Raw genomic sequence first — 16,714 nt, forward strand, 5'->3', positions numbered from 1 at the left:
GCTCGCCCTCTCCCCCCGCCGCCGTGGGGTGGGGGCGACACGCGGGGGGCGGGTCACAGCCCCCGTCGCGGCCGGTCCTCGTGGACCGGCCGAGACGTGATCTGCCCGACCGCACCATCCGGGCGACGGGCGGGCAGATCAGTGTTGTTCGGTTCGCTCAGTGTTTCTGGGTGCGGCGTTTCCGGCTCACGAACGCGATGGCCAGGCCCGCACCCACCAGCAGACCGACGACGGCGACCATCTCCGGCAGCGCGGACATACCGGTGTGGGCCAGCGAACCCGAGCCGCCACCGGCCGGGGCCGGGTTGTTCGCGGGCGGTGCGGGGGCCGGCGGCATGGAGGCCGGCGGCGAGGCCGGGCCCGGCGACGGGGTCGGCGACGGGGTCGGTGTCGGGGTCGGCGACGGGCTCGGGGTCGCCTTCGGGATGTACACCCCGGCGTCGATCGTGTGATCGACCCCGCCCGGCTTGTCCGGTGCCGTGACGGGCGCGGAGCCGTTGCACAGGGGTCCGGTGGTCGGCGGGGTCACGTTGGAGTCGTGCGCACGGTCGGCACCGGCCCGCGGCAGCGTGAACCTCAGCTCGCTCGCCGGGGGCTGCTCGGGCACCTTGCTGGTGTCCGCGGTGCACACGTCGAACTGGACCGTGTATCTCGCACCCGGTGTGAGCTGGTACTCGGCGCCGACGCCACCGAAGTAGTACTCGCCGGCGGCGTCGGTCTTGGTCGTTGCGACCTGTTTGCCGTCCGCGTCCAGCAGGTTGATCGTCGCCCCCGGCAGCAGTACGTGCCCCGGGTCCTGGATCCCGTTGTGGTCGCCGTCGAACCACACGACGTTGCCGATCTGGATCGGCGCGTTCGCCGCCGCGTACGCGATGTCACCGAGCCCGCCGGCCTTGCCGAACCCGCCTTGTTCCTGGCTGACGAACTGGAACCCGTTGGCGGTCGGGTTGTTGCCCGGGCCCTGACCGGTCGTGATGTCGTAGTACCCGGTCCCTGAGGCCGCGACGTGGACGACCGGGTCGAACTCCGTGCTGACGACCCACTGCTGCTGCGGGATGTAGGCCACCGCCCCCAGCGCGGTCTCCTGGTGCGCGTTGGCGTAGAAGTCGCCCGGGAAGTATTCGACGACATCTGCGGCCTCGCCGCCGTTGTTGGCGGGGGTGGCGTGGTTGGGGCAGTTGCCGGTGCCTTCCCACTGGTACTCACCGGTGGGGGTGGCGCAGACCATGGTGATGTCACCACCGGACATGCCGTTCTCCGCCGTGTCGTTCCCCGGGCGGGGGTCCAGACCGCCCCAGCTGAGCACGTCCATGAACCGGTCGCGGAAACCGAGGATCATGGAGCCGTCGCGGGCGAAGGCGAGGGAGGAGAGCTCCGGCTGCGGGTCGATGAAGACGTTGCCCGCCTTCCGGTCGTCCCACGTGGCCGGGCTGGTGTTCCACGGGTTCCAGTGGGTGGCCTTGTCACCGGAACCGAAGACGCTGCCGCGTACGTCCGTGAGCGGGTGGCTCAGCACCGTGGTGAACCGCTTGCCGTCGTAGGTGGAGACGAAGGCTTTCAGGTCCGCGCGCTGCTGCGTGCTCTCCGCGCTGCACACGCCGCCGACGTACAGCGTGTTGTCGTGGAACTGGAGACCGAACGGCCGCCAGTCCTCGGGGCTCGCGCACCCCGGGTCCGGGATCGGGACCGTCGACTTGGGCGCCGCGGCGGTGGCCCCGGTAGCGTCGAAGCTCACCAGGCTGCGGGACAGCAGGTTCACCGCGTACAGCGTGGAGCCGTCCTCCGACAGGGCCAGGCCGCCGATGCTCTCCTTGCCCGGCGCGTCGGTGAACCCGGAGTCCTTGATCATGTTCGCGCTGTCGTGCCGCGTCACCGTGGCGTCCGGCACCCGCGCGAACAGCTCCGGCGCACCCGAGCCGTTGACCGGCACCGTGTAGACGGCACCCCCGCCCTGCGGCCCGTACGGAGCGTACCGGCGGGCGAACGCGCTCTGGAACAGCCGGGTCCGGTTCTTGTCGTACGCCAGCCCGAACGTCGTGCCCACCTGGTCCTGCGTCGCCAGTGTGGTCGGGCACGCCACATCGGTGGGACACGTGCCCCGGACCTTCGTCCCGAACGCCACCAACGCCCGGTTGTCGGTCCCGTTGGCGCCGTTGTGGACGGGCACGAAGTACCGTGAGTCCGGCAGCGCGTAGTCGGCCGGATCCCACACGCCCGTCACCACCGAGGCGTCCTTCCCGTCCGACACGTCCACGAACGACGTGAAGCTGTCGAAGTGGTTCTCCGCCGTCGACGCGGGTGCCGCCCGCAGATGGCCGCTGTACGGTGCCGGGACGCTGACGTCGACGCGGTACCGGCCGCCGCTCAACACGGTCGAGTCCGACACGACGACCTTGCCCGTGGCATCCGTGACGCCGGTGACCTTGTGCCCGGCCGGGTCGGAGACCTCCACCTTCATGCCTCGCTGGGGCACGTCCATCGTCGCGTTGAGCACGCCGGTGCCGAAGAAGTCGCGCAGTACTTCGACCGTCAGCGCGCCGTCGGCGGCCGAAGCCGCGGCCGGTCCAGCCGTCGCCCCTACGGCGCCGCCTGCCAGTAAGAGAACGGATAAGCTCGTTCGCGCCAGCGGATCCACAAGTCTCCAGGCCGACCGGCGCGAGTCTCTGCCGACTCGTTTCATGGCATCACACTCCACACTTCTCTTGTCTCGAAAACGACGCACCCGCTGCGCCCTGCCCGTCCGCCGCGTGGCTTCGGGCACGGATGCGGGGCGGGAGGAACACCACGAAAAGAAAAAGCGCCCACCGCTGTTGTGTGGACCGCTTTGTGGTGATCGCTTGGGGTATTGCGGGCAAGTCGTAAGCACCGGAGGCGAGGAAAAGCGAACGCACGTTCAAACCCCCGGGCAGAACCGCCCTGAATGGCCTGGTTTTGCAGCTCAATCACGGCGCCCTCACCCCCACCACCGACCCGCACCGACCGCCATCGCGAGCAGCGCGCGACAATTCTATGCGCTGGAGCCTCGCCGCCACCACCAGAACCCCCTGGAATCCGCCGGGACCGAATCTGCCGAATGGCCGGTGCACTCAGGGCAGTTGCGTTACCGGCGGGCCGATGGGGGCCGTTGCCGAGGCGCGGCACAGGACGGTGAACACGGGTGCCGGCCCCGATCGACCGACCCGGCCGGACCACCGGCTTCGGCTGCTTCCCCTCCCGCCACTCCCCCATGGCTCGCGCCGAGTAGAGGCAAAGCCCTGTCTGCCGCGGGGAAAGCCCGCTATTCCCCCAGCCCGACGTCAGTCGAGCCGGTCTGCTGTGCCGGTGGGGGCGCACCGTCAGTCGGCACGCGCCGCGAGGCATGACCGCATCGGCCATGACACGCAGTGCCGCCCTGCTTGCCTTCCCCGGCTTGTTCCGCGGGGAGACGCTCCCTCTCCTTGCTGACGCCGATCACGGGAACCGCAGGAGAGCCAACGTGGCCGCGAGCAGGAGTGCGGTGCTGCCGGAGATGAGGAGGGGAAGCCGGCCTTGGCTGCCCCAGGCGAGGCCGGCCCAGACACCGGCGGCCAGGACGGCGGCACCTGTGGCGCCCTGGTACAGGCCCTGCGCGGTGCCTTGCCGGTGGTCCGGAACGAGAGTGGAGATCCAGGCTTTGCCGACGCCGTCGGTGCAAGCCGCGAATCCGCCGTACAGCGGCAGGACGACGAAGACCAGCCAGGGCGCGTGAATGAGGCCGAGGCCCAGATACCCCGCGGCGAAGAAGACCAGGCCGGCTGCGAACACCAGCGGGCGCGGCAAGCGGTCGGACAAGGCCCCGGCGGGATAGGAAAGAGCGGCGTAGGCGAGGTTGTACACCGCGTACGCGCCCACCACCCCGGCCGTGGGCAGCCCCAGCTCGTGGGCGCGTAGCAGGAGCAGCGCGTCGGGGAAGTTGACCAGGTTGAAGGCGAGCAGCACGGCCAGGACGCGCCAGTACGCGCGAGGCAGGGACCGCCAGGGGGTTGTCGCGGTCGTCGTGGGCGCGCCGCCTTCATGGGGCCGGGGGTCGCGGACAGCGGCGACCAGGGCGACCGAGGCCACTGCTGGGAGCACCGCGGCCCAGAACAGGGGGCGCAGGTGGTGGTCGAGTGCCTCGTACAACGCCAGGCCTGCGAGCGGGCCGACGACCGCGCCGGCGGTGTCGGCGGCTCGGTGCAGCCCGAACACCTTGCCGCGCTGTCCGCTGGCGACGCCCTCGACGAGGAGGGCGTCGCGGGGTGCGCCGCGCATGCCCTTACCGAGGCGGTCGGTGACGCGGGCAATGAGCACCAGGGGCCAGGCGGAGGCGAGCGCGATGATCAGCTTGCCGATGGCGGCCAGCCCGTAACCGGCGCCGATGAGCGGTCGGCGCGGGATGCGGTCCGCGAGCCGGCCCGCGGCGACCTTGGTGAAAGATGCGGCGCCTTCCGCGACACCCTCGATGGCACCGACGGCGGCGGGCGGTGCGCCGAGAACCACTGTCAGGAAGATCGGAAGAATCGGATAGAGAAGTTCGCTGGCCGCGTCCTGGAGGAAGGACACCCCGCACAGCACTTTGACGTTGCGGGTCAGCCATACCGGAGCACGCCCGGCGGTCGGCGGGGGAACGGCGGCGGGCTCGGTCACGGGAGCAGTATTGCTGGAAATCGGCCTGGAATGGCCGTGATCGTGATGTCGGCGAGCGCCGACCCGGTCGCGGTGGCCAGAATGGCGGCGGATGTTGCCGCGCCCATCGGGTTCCGGAAGCTGGCGGCCCGGTGAATTTCGCCCAGCTGGACGTCGGCGCTCTCGGCTGCGGCGTTCCTCGCCGCGGTCATGGGACTCCGGTCAGACGGCCGGTGCGCCGTGGCCTTTCGACCGCGTCCGCTCCCGGACCAGACGGGGCAGGCGCCCGGATGACCAGTGTCCTGCGTCGGAAATCCGTCGGCCTGTGCGCACCAGGGAGGCGTGGACTTTTTCGGAGGCCGGGGGGCCTGCCGATGTCCTGCGGCTGGAATCGCGGGCCCATGGAGTGTGTGGACTGTATTGATGCCCCGGGCCGAACGACGAAGGATCGAAAGGCGGCGAGCGCGTGGTGGCCGTTGTGGACCCCGGCGGTACCCGGCCCCCATGTGGCCGGCACCTGGCAGGAGTACATCGTCGCCGCCGCGTGTGACAGGGCGGCACCGGAGCGTGGTCACCACGCCCTGACCGGCATGTGTGCCCGGTTTCGTCGTCTGCCCACGGTGTGGGCAGACGGGGCCTCGGCACGCGGGCGCGTGTCCGGGAACAGGGGTACACCGGTTGTATGAATGTGCGGCGTGTGTCGGTGGACCGCTTCCTGGAGCAACCGTCGGGCCGCGGGGTGGTGGTGGTTGCCTTTGTTCTGGTCGTCGCGATCACCGTGGCGGACCTGACTTCCCCGCAGGACGTCCATCTGGGCCCCTTCCTGGTGATTGCGCCGGCCCTCACCGCGTCGTTGGCCGGCCCGTGGCTCACTGCGCTGCTCGGTGCACTGGCTGTGGCCGCCCAGGTGAGCATCGCCGTGTTCCACGGCGGGTTGACCACGCCCAACCATCTGGCGCAGATCACCGCGCTGACCGTGCTCTCGGCCTTGGTGGTCTTCGTCTGTCATGTGCGCGAGCGGCGTGGCCGCGAACTGAGCCGGGCACGGTCGGTGGCCGAGACGGCGCAGCTCGCGTTGCTGCGGCCGCCGCCGCGCCGGATGGGGCCGCTGCGGGTGGCTTGGCTGTATCTGGCCGCGGAGGACGAGACCCGCATCGGTGGCGACCTGTTCGCGCTGGCCCGCACCGACCGGCCCGGCACCCGTGTGATCATCGGCGACGTCCGGGGCAAGGGCCTGGCTGCCATCGGCGAGGCCTCCATCGTGCTGGGTGCGTTCCGCGAGGGTGCTCACCGCTACACCACCTTGTCCGACCTCGCGGCGGCCCTGGAGGAGAGCGTGGCCCGGAATCTGGAGGAGGTGGCGGACACCGAGGACGATCCGGGTGAGCACTTCATCACCGCCCTGCTGCTGGACATCCCCGACCAGGACTCGCCGGCCGAGATGGTCAGCTGCGGCCACCCTCCACCCCTGCTGCGGCACGATCACCACGTAACGGCCCTGCACGCACGGCATCCCGCACCCCCCTTGGGCATGTGCCAGCCTCTCGAGTCCCGTTTCCGCACCGACACGTTCGCTTTCGAGGCCGGTGACATGCTGCTGCTCTACACGGACGGTGTCGTCGAAGCCCGCTCGCCGAGCGGAGCCTTCTACCCGCTCAGCCAGTGCGCCGCCTTGTGCCGCGCCTCCACACCCGAGGCCCTGGTTCGCGAGATCCATCGTGACCTGGTCGATCATGTCGGCCACGAACCCGAAGACGACGCCGCCCTCCTCGTCATCGAGCGCTGCGTCACTCACCGCCTCCACCGGACACACCTCACAGAAGACACACCCTGACGAGGGGGGAGGCCGGCCCCACCTGGCCCTGAGCTGCGCCGCCGGCGCCGGCGGTCACGCTCGGCACTCGGCCCTCGCACGACGCCGCGCCGACCCAGTTCAGGCAGCCCGGCGCGGTGTCGGGAAGGTGCTGCGGTCGCCGGCCTCGATCAGGACCGGAACCGTTCTTCCGCCTGGACGCCTACTCCCTGGGCCCCGCTCGGGTGAAGCGCCGGCCGGCTGTCGGAACAACTACTGGGGCGACTTCGGAAGTTCAGCGGTGACGGCGCGAACGGCGTCCCGGAACCAGCGCTGCCCCAGGTCGCCGTCGAGTCGGGGGTGCCAGGCCATCCGGTAGTCCAGCGCGCGGATTTCGTGGGGGGCGGGCAGGATCCGGATCCCCGGGTCCGCGCGCTGCTCCGTGAGTAGCCGCGCGGGAAGCGTGAGGATCAGCCGGGTGCCCGGGACCGAGCGCACGGCCAGGGAGTGGTAGGGCACGGTCAGTCCGGCCCGGCGGCGCGCCCCGAGATCCTCCAGGCGCCGATCGATCGCGGTCTGGCGCTCACCGATGGTGCCGACGATCACATGGGTGGCTTCCATGTACTCGTCCAGGGCGATCCCCGGCTGTTCGGCCAGCGGGTGGTCCGCGGAGAGCACGCACATGAACCGGTCGTCGAAGAGATGCTCGGTGTGCAGTGCGGTGGCCGGCTCCGACCTGGCGAAGAACACCAGGTCGACGACGCCACGGTCGAGGTCCTCGTAGATGGTGTCGTGCCAGGTGCGGAAGTGCAGTGTGGAGCGCGGCGACTCCCGGAAGACACGTTGGAAGACCGCGGGGGCGAACACCCGGGTGTAGTCGGTCCCCGCGACCCGGAACGCCTCAGCCGCCTCGGCGGGATCGAACCCCTCTGGGGCGAACAGGCTCTCCAGCCGCGGCACGACCGCCCGCAGTTGGCGCTGGACCCGCTCGGCCCGCGGGGTGAGCCGGTATCCGCCCGGCGTCCGCACCAGCAGCTCGTCGCCGAGGGTGTCCCGCAGCCGCTGCAGGGCCCTGCTCATCGCCGGCTGGCTCACCCCGGCGAGTTCGGCGGCGCGCGAGACATGCCGTTCCTCCAGCAGCGCGGCCAGCGGAGCCAGCAGGTTGAGGTCGACCCGTTCAATATGCACCATCCGAATACTCTAAATCTCAACTATGCATTGGACAAATAATGGCAGGTGGCGGAGTGTTGATCCGGTAGCCGGGCGACCGCCCGCGCACTTCCGAGCGCCAGGCGTCCGTGCGGATGCCGGATTCAGGAGGAGTCATGAACGGCGCGAGATCGCAGAACGGATCCAACCGGCCCAGGGTGGCCCTGGTGACCGGCGGGTCGGGCGGCATCGGCGGCGCGGTCGCGCGTCGGCTGGCCGCGGACGGCATGGCCGTCGTCGTCCACTACGCGGGCGGCGCGGCGAAGGCCGATGCAGTCGTCGAGGCGGTCACCGCAGCGGGCGGCTCGGCGGTGGCCCTGCCCGGCGACGTCGCCGAGCCGGCGGAGATGACGGGACTCTTCGACGCCGTGGTACAACGCTTCGGCGGCATCGACGTGGTCGTCAACACCGCCGGGATCATGCTGCTGGCCCCACTCGCCGAGATGGAACTGGACGACTTCGACCGCATGCACCGGGTCAACGTCCGCGGCACCTTCGTCGTCTCCCGGCTCGCCGCCCGCAGACTGCGTCCCGGCGGCGCACTGATCAACTTCTCCACCTCGGTGACCCGGCTCCAGCAGCCCGGTTACGGCGGCTACGCGGCGACCAAGGGCGCGGTCGAGGCCATGACCCTGATCCTTGCACGCGAACTGCGCGGCCGGGACGTCACTGTCAACGCAGTGGCCCCCGGGCCGACCGCGACACCGCTCTTCAGCGAGGGCAAGAGCGAGGAGGTGATCGGCCGGATCGCCGCCGCCACGCCCCTGGAGCGGCTCGGCACCCCCGAGGACATCGCCGAGGCCGTCGCCTTCCTGGCCGGCCCCGGCGGCCGCTGGGTCAACGGGCAGGTGCTGTTCAGCAACGGCGGCATCGCCTGACCCCCTCCACCTCTTCCGTCTCTCTCCTCCTCCACGATGCCGGTCACCTGGTCACCGGCTACGACGAGGCGTTCACCGCCGAGGAGATCGACCACCTTGTCGACGTCAACGCCCTCGGCGTCCAGCGGCTCAACCGGGCCGCGCTGCCGCACCTGCGCGGGCAGGGCAGCGGCACTCTCCTCTATGTGGGCAGCACCATCCCGGTGACCACACCACCGTTCCCCGGCCCGTACGTGGTGTCGAAGGCGGCGATGGACTCGTTGGTCCTGGTGACCTCCTACGAGGTCGCCCCGCTGGGCATCGAGACGGTGATCGTCATGCCGGGCGCTTCCACTCAGGGGACCGACCACTTCCCCGGAGCGGGACGGCCCGTGGACGCCACTGGTGTCACCGCCGGCTACCGGGCCCTGGACCCCCTGGCCGCCCGCGACGAGGAGGCCACGGAAGGCCTGTTCACCCCGGGCACCGAGGCCGATCCGGTGGTGGTCGCCGAGGAGATCACCAGGATCCTGTCCCTGCCCTTCGGCGAGCGCCCTTTCCGCAGCGTGGTGGACCTGACCCGTTCGATGGTCGAGCAGGCCAACTCCGCGGTGCTGGAGGCCCGCTCGGACTTCGTACGGCGCATGGGGCTCGAAGAGGTCCTGCACATCGCCCGAGCGTGGGCCGCCCCGCAACCCTCCCTTCACCGACCACCTCCCCTCGTAAGGAATGGACGACATGACCCGCAGTCAGCTGGACTCCGTATCGGAACTGCTGCAGAACTCTCCGCTGGACCTCGGCGGCGACGTCGAGAAGATGCGCCGTGTCTTCGACGAGATGCTCGGCTCCGCGCCGTTGCCCGACGACGTCCGCACCCGGACCACCGAGCTGGGCACGGTGCCCGCCGTCGAGGTACGCGTCGGTGCCACCGCGTCTGCCGGCACCGTGCTGTACTTCCACGGCGGCGCCTACGCGCTCGGTTCCGCCGCCGCCAGTGTCGGCCTGGTCTCCGAGATCGCCCGGCGCACCGCCGTCACCATCCTCTCCGTCGACTACCGGCTCGCCCCCGAGCATCCCTTCCCGGCAGCCGTGGACGACGCCCTCGCCGCGTACCGGGCGCTGCTCGACCGAGGCGTGCCGGCCGACTCGATCGCGGTCATCGGCGAGTCGGCCGGCGGTGGCCTCGCCCTCGCCCTGCTGCTGGCGATCCGGGAGGCGGGGCTGCCGCAACCGTCGTCCGCGACCGTCCTGTCCCCATGGGCGGACCTCACCCAGTCCGGCAGCACCATGGACACCCGGGCCGACGCGGACCCGGTACTCACCCGCCGGGCCCTTCGGACCCGGGCCGCCGACTACCTCGCCGGGGCGGATCCACACAGCCCGCCGGCCAGCCCGCTCCACGCCGATCTGTGCGGACTGCCGCCCCTGCTGATCCAGGCCGGCGGCCGGGAGATCCTGCTCGACGACGCCCTGCGGCTGGCCGCGCGGGCCGCCCACGCCGACGTCCCGGTCACTCTGCGGACCTTCCCCGGGGCACCGCACGTCTTCCAGGGGTTCGCCCCGGTCGTCGACGAGGCGGCGCAGGCCCTCGACCAGGTCGCCGCCTTCATCGACAGTCACGTCCGGCCGGAGGGTCGCCGGTGAAGGCCGTACGTTTCCACCGCTACGGAGGCATCGACGTGCTCGGCGTCGAGGACGTCGAACCGCGTCCGCTCGCCCCGCGGGACGTCCTGGTCCGGGTGCGGGCCGCCGGGATCAACCCGGGCGAGGCCAAGATCCGGACCGGGGCCCTGCACGAGCGGTTCCCCGCGGTCTTCCCTTCCGGGCAGGGCAGCGATCTGGCCGGCACCGTCACCGCGACCGGGGCCGCGGTGACCGGCTGGGCGCCCGGGGACCCGGTCCTCGGCTGGTCCTGGGAGCGGTCCAGTCACGCCGAGTACGTCGTCGTCCCGGAGGACCAGCTCGTCCGCAAGCCCGCCGGGCTCCCCTGGGCCACCGCCGGCGCCCTCTACGTCGCGGGCAGCACGGCCTGGGCGGCGGTCGCCGCTGTCGATCCGCGGGCAGGCGAGACGGTCGTGGTCAGCGGGGCGACCGGCGGGGTCGGCAGTCTCGCCGTCCAGCTCCTGCGTCTGCGCAGGGCACACGTGGTCGCGGTCGCCTCCGCACGGCACCAGGACTGGCTGGAGTCCCAAGGCGCCGCCTTCGCCGAATACGGAAGCGGAGTCACCGAACGCCTCCGCCGGACGATCAAGGGCGACGGGGGCGGCGCGGCGCACGCCTTCCTCGACTTCCACGGCGGCGACTACCCGCGGATCGCGCTCTCCTTGGGGGTGCTCCCCCGCCGGGTCAACACACTCGACTACGGCGCCGCCGCCGCGCTCGGCACCCGGTCTCAGGGAAGTGCCGAGGGCACCGATCGGGCGGTACTGACCGAGCTGGCCGGGCTGGCGGCGGCCGGCCGGATCGAGGCGCAGGTCAGCCGGACCCATCCGCTGTCCGAGGTCCGGGCGGCCTTCACCCACCTGGAACACGACCATCCGTTGGGCAAGGTCGTCCTCCTCCCGTGAGCCCAGGGTCCCTGCACACCTGCACTACCGGCGCGGCACCCTCGACGGCTTCGTGGCGGGTTCCGGACCGACCCTCGTCGGTCAAGGATCATCTTGACCGGCGCGGTCGGCGGCGCGCGGCCGCCCCGCAGCACGCGCGGCCTGGTCAGCCGCCCGTACCCGCAGCGGGGAGGTCAGCGTAGCCGTGGGTCCATGTCCAGGAGTTCTTTGTCGGTGCGGTAGATGCCACCGGCGAAGTGTTCGACAGCCGAGCGCAGGCGCACGGGGTCGGCCCCGTGGACGCCCAGTGTGCCGATGACCACGTAGCGCTGGTCCGGGAGACGTTTGTTCAGCCCCTTTCGGAAGCCTTGCGGGCGCGGTGCGCCGGCTTTCAGCCGCGCAATGAGCGCGTCGGCGACGATCACGGTTCCGGGCGCCCGGCGCACGACGCCCACGCACTCGATGTCTTTCCAGGGCACGTGAGCTGAATGCCTGCCATGGTCGGTGCCGAGACCGTCTCTGTTGACGACGAGGTCGTAGTGGACGCCTCGCCGGAGCAGGTTCGGGAGGAGGACCAGCCCCGCGAGCACGGTTCCTGCGGCACCGGTGATCAAGACCGGTCGCCACCCCCCGAACAGCGCCATCAGCAGCATCAGCGCAATCACACCCACCCCCCACAGGACGGCTTCCACGGTCTCGCGGTGGCTCCGGGTGGGCGGGCGGTGAGGCTGCTCGCGGAAGCGGATCTCTTCCGCGTCGGCGTTCGGGGCCGTCGCGCCCAACGGAACGGGCCCGTGGGCCAGGGCGAAGTCTCCCGCGGCGTTGACGGAGCGTCTTTGCGGCCGGGGCAGCCCCGCACCTTGCAACAGGGTGTCGATGTGCTGGTGAATACCGTCCAGGGTGAGCGGCGTGGGCTGGTTCAGTGCGTCGAGCAGGGCAGCGGTGAAGGCGGTGTGCCGTTGGCCGGGTGGCGCGTGTGAGGGGGCGTTGGCCGTGGTGGAGGTGAGGGTGTAGGTGCCGCTCACATCGAGTTGGGCTGAGAACAGGCTGCCGGATTCGGTCATGGCGGCCACCGCACGACCGGAGAAGCAGCAGTCCAGCACCAGTACGCGCAGGCGGGCCCGGGCCCGGCCGAGGCTGCGTCTGACCAGTTCGACGGGGATGCCGGTGAAGGCGGCGTGGGCAGGGTCGGTGGAGGACAGGGCGAGGTGGAGCAGCCCGTCCTCGTCCAGCAGTCCGTGTCCGGTGTAGTAGACCAGCAGCAGGTCCTCCGCGTCGCGCGCCGCGGAGGCGAGTGCCATGCCGACGCTGCGCTGATCGGCTGGATCGGCCAGCACCCGGCAGTGCGCGGTCGGCAGGATGCCGTACGTGTCTTCCGTGAGCGCCGCCCGGAGGTCGGCGAGGTTGGAGTTCACGGCGGGGATCGCCGGCAGGTCGGTGTCGTCGAAGTCGCCGCACCCGATGAGGACCGCGCGGGAAGCAGCAGGGTCGGGGAAACGGGGCCTGCTGCGGTTCACGCCTCGCCGCCGTCCAGCAAGCGGCTGACCGCCTGGATCACTGCCTGCGGATCGCGCGCCCGCTGGACCTCGACGGTGACCTCTCTCCCGTCCTGCCGGCTCAGTCGCACGGTGACGTCCGCGCGGCGCTGCACCAGCCAGGTCGACAACGAGCGGGCCAGTACGGCTCCTGCCCCGCCGGAGCCGAGCGCCACTGCCAGCACGTCGAACGCGGATCCCATCTGCCCCGGCTGCGGCGCCTGGACACGCAGTTCCACCCTGCCACGCAGCGTTTCCTCCGCAGCGAGCCAATCCCGCAGCGAGACCAGACTCCTCTCGGCGCCCACGCCCGGACCGGCGGACACCCGAATCACCAACGTGTCCTGCCCGGAGGAACTTTCACTGCCGCTGTCCCCGTACTTCACCATGGGGACATCCTGCCCTCAACGACGCCGGCCGCGCAGGCAAGTTGTGAGCAGGACTTGCCGCCCCTCCCCTGGTTCCCGCCTGCGCGTCGGCAACGGCCCGGCCATGCTCGCCAAATCGTCCGCGTACCCGCCGCCGGCGGGACCGGTCTCCCGTTCCTCCCCGTGGGCCGGCCGCCGGCGTAACCGGCCGGGGAAGCGCAGCGGCCCCCGGAAGTGACCCGTCCTCGCCATTCCACGGTGCGCCGGCCTGGCCGGTCCGTCCGGGCGGGACTCGCCGGCACCCCATGGGCACTGGAAGACCGTCTACGAGCGGTTCGCTCGCTGCGATGCGATCCAAGGGCCCGGGCGAGGCTGCCGGAGTACGTGCAGGTCCGCGAGGATGCTGTCGGAGCCGTCGGATGGGCCGGGCCGGTCGACTCCACCGTCAGTCGCGCTCATCAGCACGCCGCCGAAGCCCGCCGAAAGGGGGCGTCGGCGGTCGCCGCCTGAACTTCGAACGAACAACCTCATCGGGCCGAACACTCTTCGGAAGTCGGATCAACGCAGTCCGGCGAAGAGATCGTCCTCGGGCAGGGCCGCGCCGGTGGCGTCCTGGACACGTACGAAGGTCTCCATGCCCATCAACTCGCCGAACCGCTCCTGGCCCATTTTGAGGAAGAAGATGTTCTCGCCCTGGCTGGCGTGCGCGGCCAGCGCGTCGAACTTCTGACCGCTGAACGCGGTGGCGTCCACCCACGTGGTGATCTCGTCGTCGGGAAGGCCTATCTCGGCCATCGCGGCGGCCTCGGCGGGATCCGGCTCCGGCATGTCCTCATGGAACTCGCGCATGATCTCACCGAACCGCTGCATCCCCGAGCGGGGCATAGTCGTCCAGTACACCTTCGGGGTGAGCGCGGTCATCTTCAGTGCCGCCATTGTGATGCGGTGGGCCTGGATGTGGTCGGGGTGTCCGTAGAAGCCGTTCTCGTCGTAGGTGACGACCACATCGGGTCGGTAGTGCCGCATGAGTTCAGCGAGTCGGGCAGCGCCTTCTTCCACGGGGGTCTGCCAGAAGGATCCGGGGGCGTCATTGCTCGGCCAGCCCATCATCCCGGAGTCGGCGTAGTCGAGCATCTCCAGGTCGCTGACCTTCAGGACTTCACAGCTCGCTTCGAGCTCTTGACGACGCATCAACGCGACGGCCGCCGGATCGTGTCCCGGATCGCCGGGCTTGACACCTCCCGGCCCGTCCCCGCAACCGCCGTCGGTACACGTGACGAGAACCGTGCGGATGCCCTCCGCCGCGTAGCGCGCGAGGACTCCTCCGGTTCCGGTGGCCTCGTCGTCGGGGTGCGCGTGCACCGCCATCAGCGTCAAGGGCCGGTCGGTCATGGGACAGTCCTCCTGTAGGCATACATGTCGGTCCGGGTGCGCGGCGGGCGTACCGCGACCCCGAGGGCCCGGGTCCCGCCGGGCCCACGATGTCATGTTCTCGGTGTTCCCCACCTGTGCGGCCCCGGTCCCTCGGTCCGTCCAACAGTTCCGCCCGACCAGACTGTTCCCGGCATGCACCGAACATCTCGGCACCGGATCACGAGGCGGTCTTCCGGAGCTTGCCGCCGGCGTTGGACATCCGGTCGTTCAACGCCTGGTTCCCGGCGTCGACCAGAGCGCGTTCCGACGGCCGTCGAACTCGACGTAACCGCTCTTCCCCCCACTCGCCCGGGAGCCGGGCGAACGTCGTGTACCAGCGCGAGGACCTTCGCCCGCGGGTGCGGTCGGTCCGGCACGGCTCGACTGGGACCACCTCACAGGCGTCCAGTGGTGGATGTGCCCAGCAGTCATCGGGATCGAGCCCGCAGCTGAGGGTGAAAGGCCCACCCGTGCGTCGTACGCAGACCGGCAAGCGGGCGGTGAACTACACGAGCTGAAGTCCGAGGTCTGGCTGGGGAACCAGCGGAGCAGAGCCGCGATGTGGCCGCCGGAGTGGGTGAAGCAGCAGTGCATTCAGGCGGACGCTTCCCGCCCCGACACCGCGCAGCAAGGGGCAGGAGCAGCCGCTGCGATGCCGGTGCGGGACCCGTTGTGACGGCGTTGGCCCGTTCGCCGGGCACGTCTGACTCACGCATCGCCGTCGAGCTCGGTGTGAACCAGGAGACACAGCCGGCAGTGGATCGAGGCCGCGGCAGAACTCCGAGCGGTCCGCGACGGCTGCGGAGTCCGCACAGGACGCGGGGAACGCAGCCTTGCGCAAGCAGGTCCGCGAGCTCGATCTGGAACGTGACATCCTGCACCGAGTGGCTGACCGTTGTGCGGGCGGGACGACCTGGTGAGGCGCTTGGAGCTCGTGCCCGACCACCGCCGCGCCTGCGGCGAGAAGCGGCTGCGCACCGTGCCGCATCCATTCTGGTCAAGGCCCTACCGGTGGCCGAGGATCGCACCGGCCCGCCCCACGAAGAAAGCCGCCGGCTCCGCGCTCACCCGGCGGATTCTCAGTGCCCCGGAAAGACGTATGAGTTCAGGCGGATCACTGCCGAGCTCCCGGCCAGCGGCGTGATGTCGTACCGCAAGCATGCGTCGAGCTGCTTATACACCAACATGCTCCTGCCATACGTCGTTGATCAGCTCGTTGACCACCGTGTTCAGGTTGCGTTCAGGTTCGGAGGAGGCTCGGGCAACCTGAGCACCAGTTGCGCCAAAGGTCTGGCAAAGAGGTCTGGGGCAACTGCGGGGCGTCGTGTCATCGTGCCCGTCATGACGACTGATCACCTCATGCACGACCGTCTCCTGAACCGCACGCGTCGTGCGCGGAGCAAGGTCCCGGAAGTGACCGCCTACTTCTGGATCATCAAGGTGCTGACGACCGGCATGGGCGAGACGGCCTCCGACTTCCTGGCTCGCGCGCTCGGTCCGATCGCGGCTGTGGGACTGGGCGGCATCGCCCTGGTGGCCGCCCTGGCGGTGCAGTTCGCCGTTCGGCGATACGTTGCCTGGATCTACTGGACGGCGATCGTCATGGTCAGCGTCTTCGGCACGATGGCCGCCGACGTCCTGCACGTCGGCCTCGGTGTCTCCTACACGCTCTCGACCCCGTTGTTCATGGCCGCGCTGGCTGCCGTCTTCGTCCTCTGGTATCGCAGTGAGGGCACCTTGTCCATCCACAGCATCCACACCCGGCGGCGTGAGACCTTCTACTGGGCGGCGGTGCTGGCAACGTTCGCGCTGGGCACGGCTTCCGGGGACCTCACAGCCACGATCGGCCTCGGTTACCTGGGCTCCGCCGTCCTGTACGGCGCCGCGATCGCGGTCCCGGCCCTCACTCACCGATGGGGCGGCCTGAACGCGGTGGCCGCGTTCTGGGCGGCGTACGTCCTGACCCGCCCCCTCGGTGCCTCCATCGCCGACTGGATGGCGGTCGGCCACGACCGGGGCGGACTCGACTGGGGGCTGGGGCCGGTCACGCTTGCGTGGCTGGTGGCCATTCTCGGCTTCGTCGGCTATGTAGCCGTCTCCCGCAAGGACATCCAGTGATCCGGTGTGTGCGCCCGAGGTCTGCCCAGCGCTCGACCCACCTGGGGTCGACCTCCACCGCCTGGGCGGCTGCGGCACCGATCCGCATACGCCCAGGGGCACGGCTTCACGCCGCCGGGGAGCAGCAACGTACGGAAGTGCGCCACCACTTGTGTTCCCGTCTGCGGCCGGCTGCCCGCTCGCGGACCACCTCACAGGGGGTGGTCACGCTGACGACCCGAAGCCCTGATGCGGTCGAGCGCAATGCCGTCGA

Annotated in this window: 11 protein-coding genes and 2 pseudogenes; 7 read left to right on the forward strand and 6 right to left on the reverse strand. The window is 70.6% G+C overall.

Annotation, left to right across the window (positions count from 1 at the left end):
• Positions 1-157: 157 nt before the first annotated feature.
• Together ACFC02_RS31425 and ACFC02_RS31430 are read right to left on the reverse strand one after the other, a co-directional pair.
• On the reverse strand, positions 158-2,680 hold the full coding sequence (locus tag ACFC02_RS31425) for an SdrD B-like domain-containing protein (protein WP_376364710.1): 2,523 nt from the start codon (positions 2,678-2,680) through the stop codon (positions 158-160).
• A gap of 770 nt (positions 2,681-3,450) precedes the next feature.
• Positions 3,451-4,644 carry an MFS transporter gene (locus ACFC02_RS31430; RefSeq protein ID WP_376364713.1) on the reverse strand — a complete coding sequence of 398 codons (1,194 nt, stop codon included), beginning with the start codon at positions 4,642-4,644 and terminating at the stop codon, positions 3,451-3,453.
• 661 nt (positions 4,645-5,305) lie between these two features.
• On the opposite strand from ACFC02_RS31430, the gene ACFC02_RS31435 reads away from it, so the two are divergent.
• The gene (locus tag ACFC02_RS31435; RefSeq protein ID WP_376364716.1) at positions 5,306-6,457 is read left to right on the forward strand and encodes a PP2C family protein-serine/threonine phosphatase; all 1,152 of its coding nucleotides are present in this window, start codon (positions 5,306-5,308) and stop codon (positions 6,455-6,457) included.
• A gap of 231 nt (positions 6,458-6,688) precedes the next feature.
• On the opposite strand, the gene ACFC02_RS31440 is transcribed toward ACFC02_RS31435, so the two are convergent.
• Complete coding sequence (locus ACFC02_RS31440) at positions 6,689-7,606, reverse strand: LysR family transcriptional regulator (protein WP_376364719.1); 918 nt, start codon at positions 7,604-7,606, stop codon at positions 6,689-6,691.
• A 134-nt stretch (positions 7,607-7,740) separates the two neighbouring features.
• Between ACFC02_RS31440 and ACFC02_RS31445 the strand changes: the two genes are divergently transcribed.
• From ACFC02_RS31445 to ACFC02_RS31460, 4 genes and pseudogenes are all read left to right on the forward strand, one after another.
• Positions 7,741-8,502, forward strand: a complete 762-nt coding sequence (locus ACFC02_RS31445; RefSeq protein WP_376364722.1) for an SDR family oxidoreductase — start codon at positions 7,741-7,743, stop codon at positions 8,500-8,502.
• Positions 8,499-8,819 (forward strand): annotated as a pseudogene (locus tag ACFC02_RS31450) (SDR family NAD(P)-dependent oxidoreductase); the annotation flags it as partial. The gene ACFC02_RS31445 and the pseudogene ACFC02_RS31450, both read left to right, overlap by 4 nt.
• A 400-nt stretch (positions 8,820-9,219) precedes the next feature.
• Entirely contained in the window at positions 9,220-10,125 is a 906-nt protein-coding gene (locus ACFC02_RS31455) for an alpha/beta hydrolase (protein ID WP_376364725.1), read from the forward strand.
• Positions 10,122-11,048 carry an NADP-dependent oxidoreductase gene (locus tag ACFC02_RS31460; protein WP_376364744.1) on the forward strand — a complete coding sequence of 309 codons (927 nt, stop codon included), beginning with the start codon at positions 10,122-10,124 and terminating at the stop codon, positions 11,046-11,048. The genes ACFC02_RS31455 and ACFC02_RS31460 overlap by 4 nt, the downstream gene beginning before the upstream one ends.
• A gap of 173 nt (positions 11,049-11,221) precedes the next feature.
• Here ACFC02_RS31460 and ACFC02_RS31465 read toward each other — a convergent pair whose 3' ends face one another.
• Together ACFC02_RS31465 and ACFC02_RS31470 are read right to left on the reverse strand one after the other, a co-directional pair.
• A complete protein-coding gene (locus tag ACFC02_RS31465) occupies positions 11,222-12,544 on the reverse strand; it encodes a caspase domain-containing protein (RefSeq protein ID WP_376364728.1) in 1,323 nt (440 codons plus the stop codon).
• Entirely contained in the window at positions 12,541-12,951 is a 411-nt protein-coding gene (locus tag ACFC02_RS31470) for a hypothetical protein (protein WP_376364731.1), read from the reverse strand. The genes ACFC02_RS31465 and ACFC02_RS31470 overlap by 4 nt, the downstream gene beginning before the upstream one ends.
• A gap of 253 nt (positions 12,952-13,204) precedes the next feature.
• Here ACFC02_RS31470 and ACFC02_RS31475 point away from each other — a divergent pair.
• Positions 13,205-13,428 (forward strand): annotated as a pseudogene (locus tag ACFC02_RS31475) (IS5/IS1182 family transposase); the annotation flags it as partial.
• Between the two features lie 60 nt (positions 13,429-13,488).
• Here the strand turns inward: ACFC02_RS31475 and ACFC02_RS31480 are convergent.
• Positions 13,489-14,322 (reverse strand): PIG-L family deacetylase, encoded by an 834-nt coding sequence (locus ACFC02_RS31480; protein WP_360970802.1) that lies wholly within the window; start codon positions 14,320-14,322, stop codon positions 13,489-13,491.
• 1,362 nt (positions 14,323-15,684) lie between these two features.
• Here ACFC02_RS31480 and ACFC02_RS31485 point away from each other — a divergent pair.
• Positions 15,685-16,461, forward strand: coding sequence for a hypothetical protein (locus ACFC02_RS31485; RefSeq protein ID WP_376364735.1), 777 nt, complete (start codon positions 15,685-15,687; stop codon positions 16,459-16,461).
• Positions 16,462-16,714 lie beyond the last annotated feature (253 nt).

Source organism: Streptomyces sp. NPDC056160 (assembly GCF_042268205.1).
Lineage (GTDB): Bacteria > Actinomycetota > Actinomycetes > Streptomycetales > Streptomycetaceae > Streptomyces.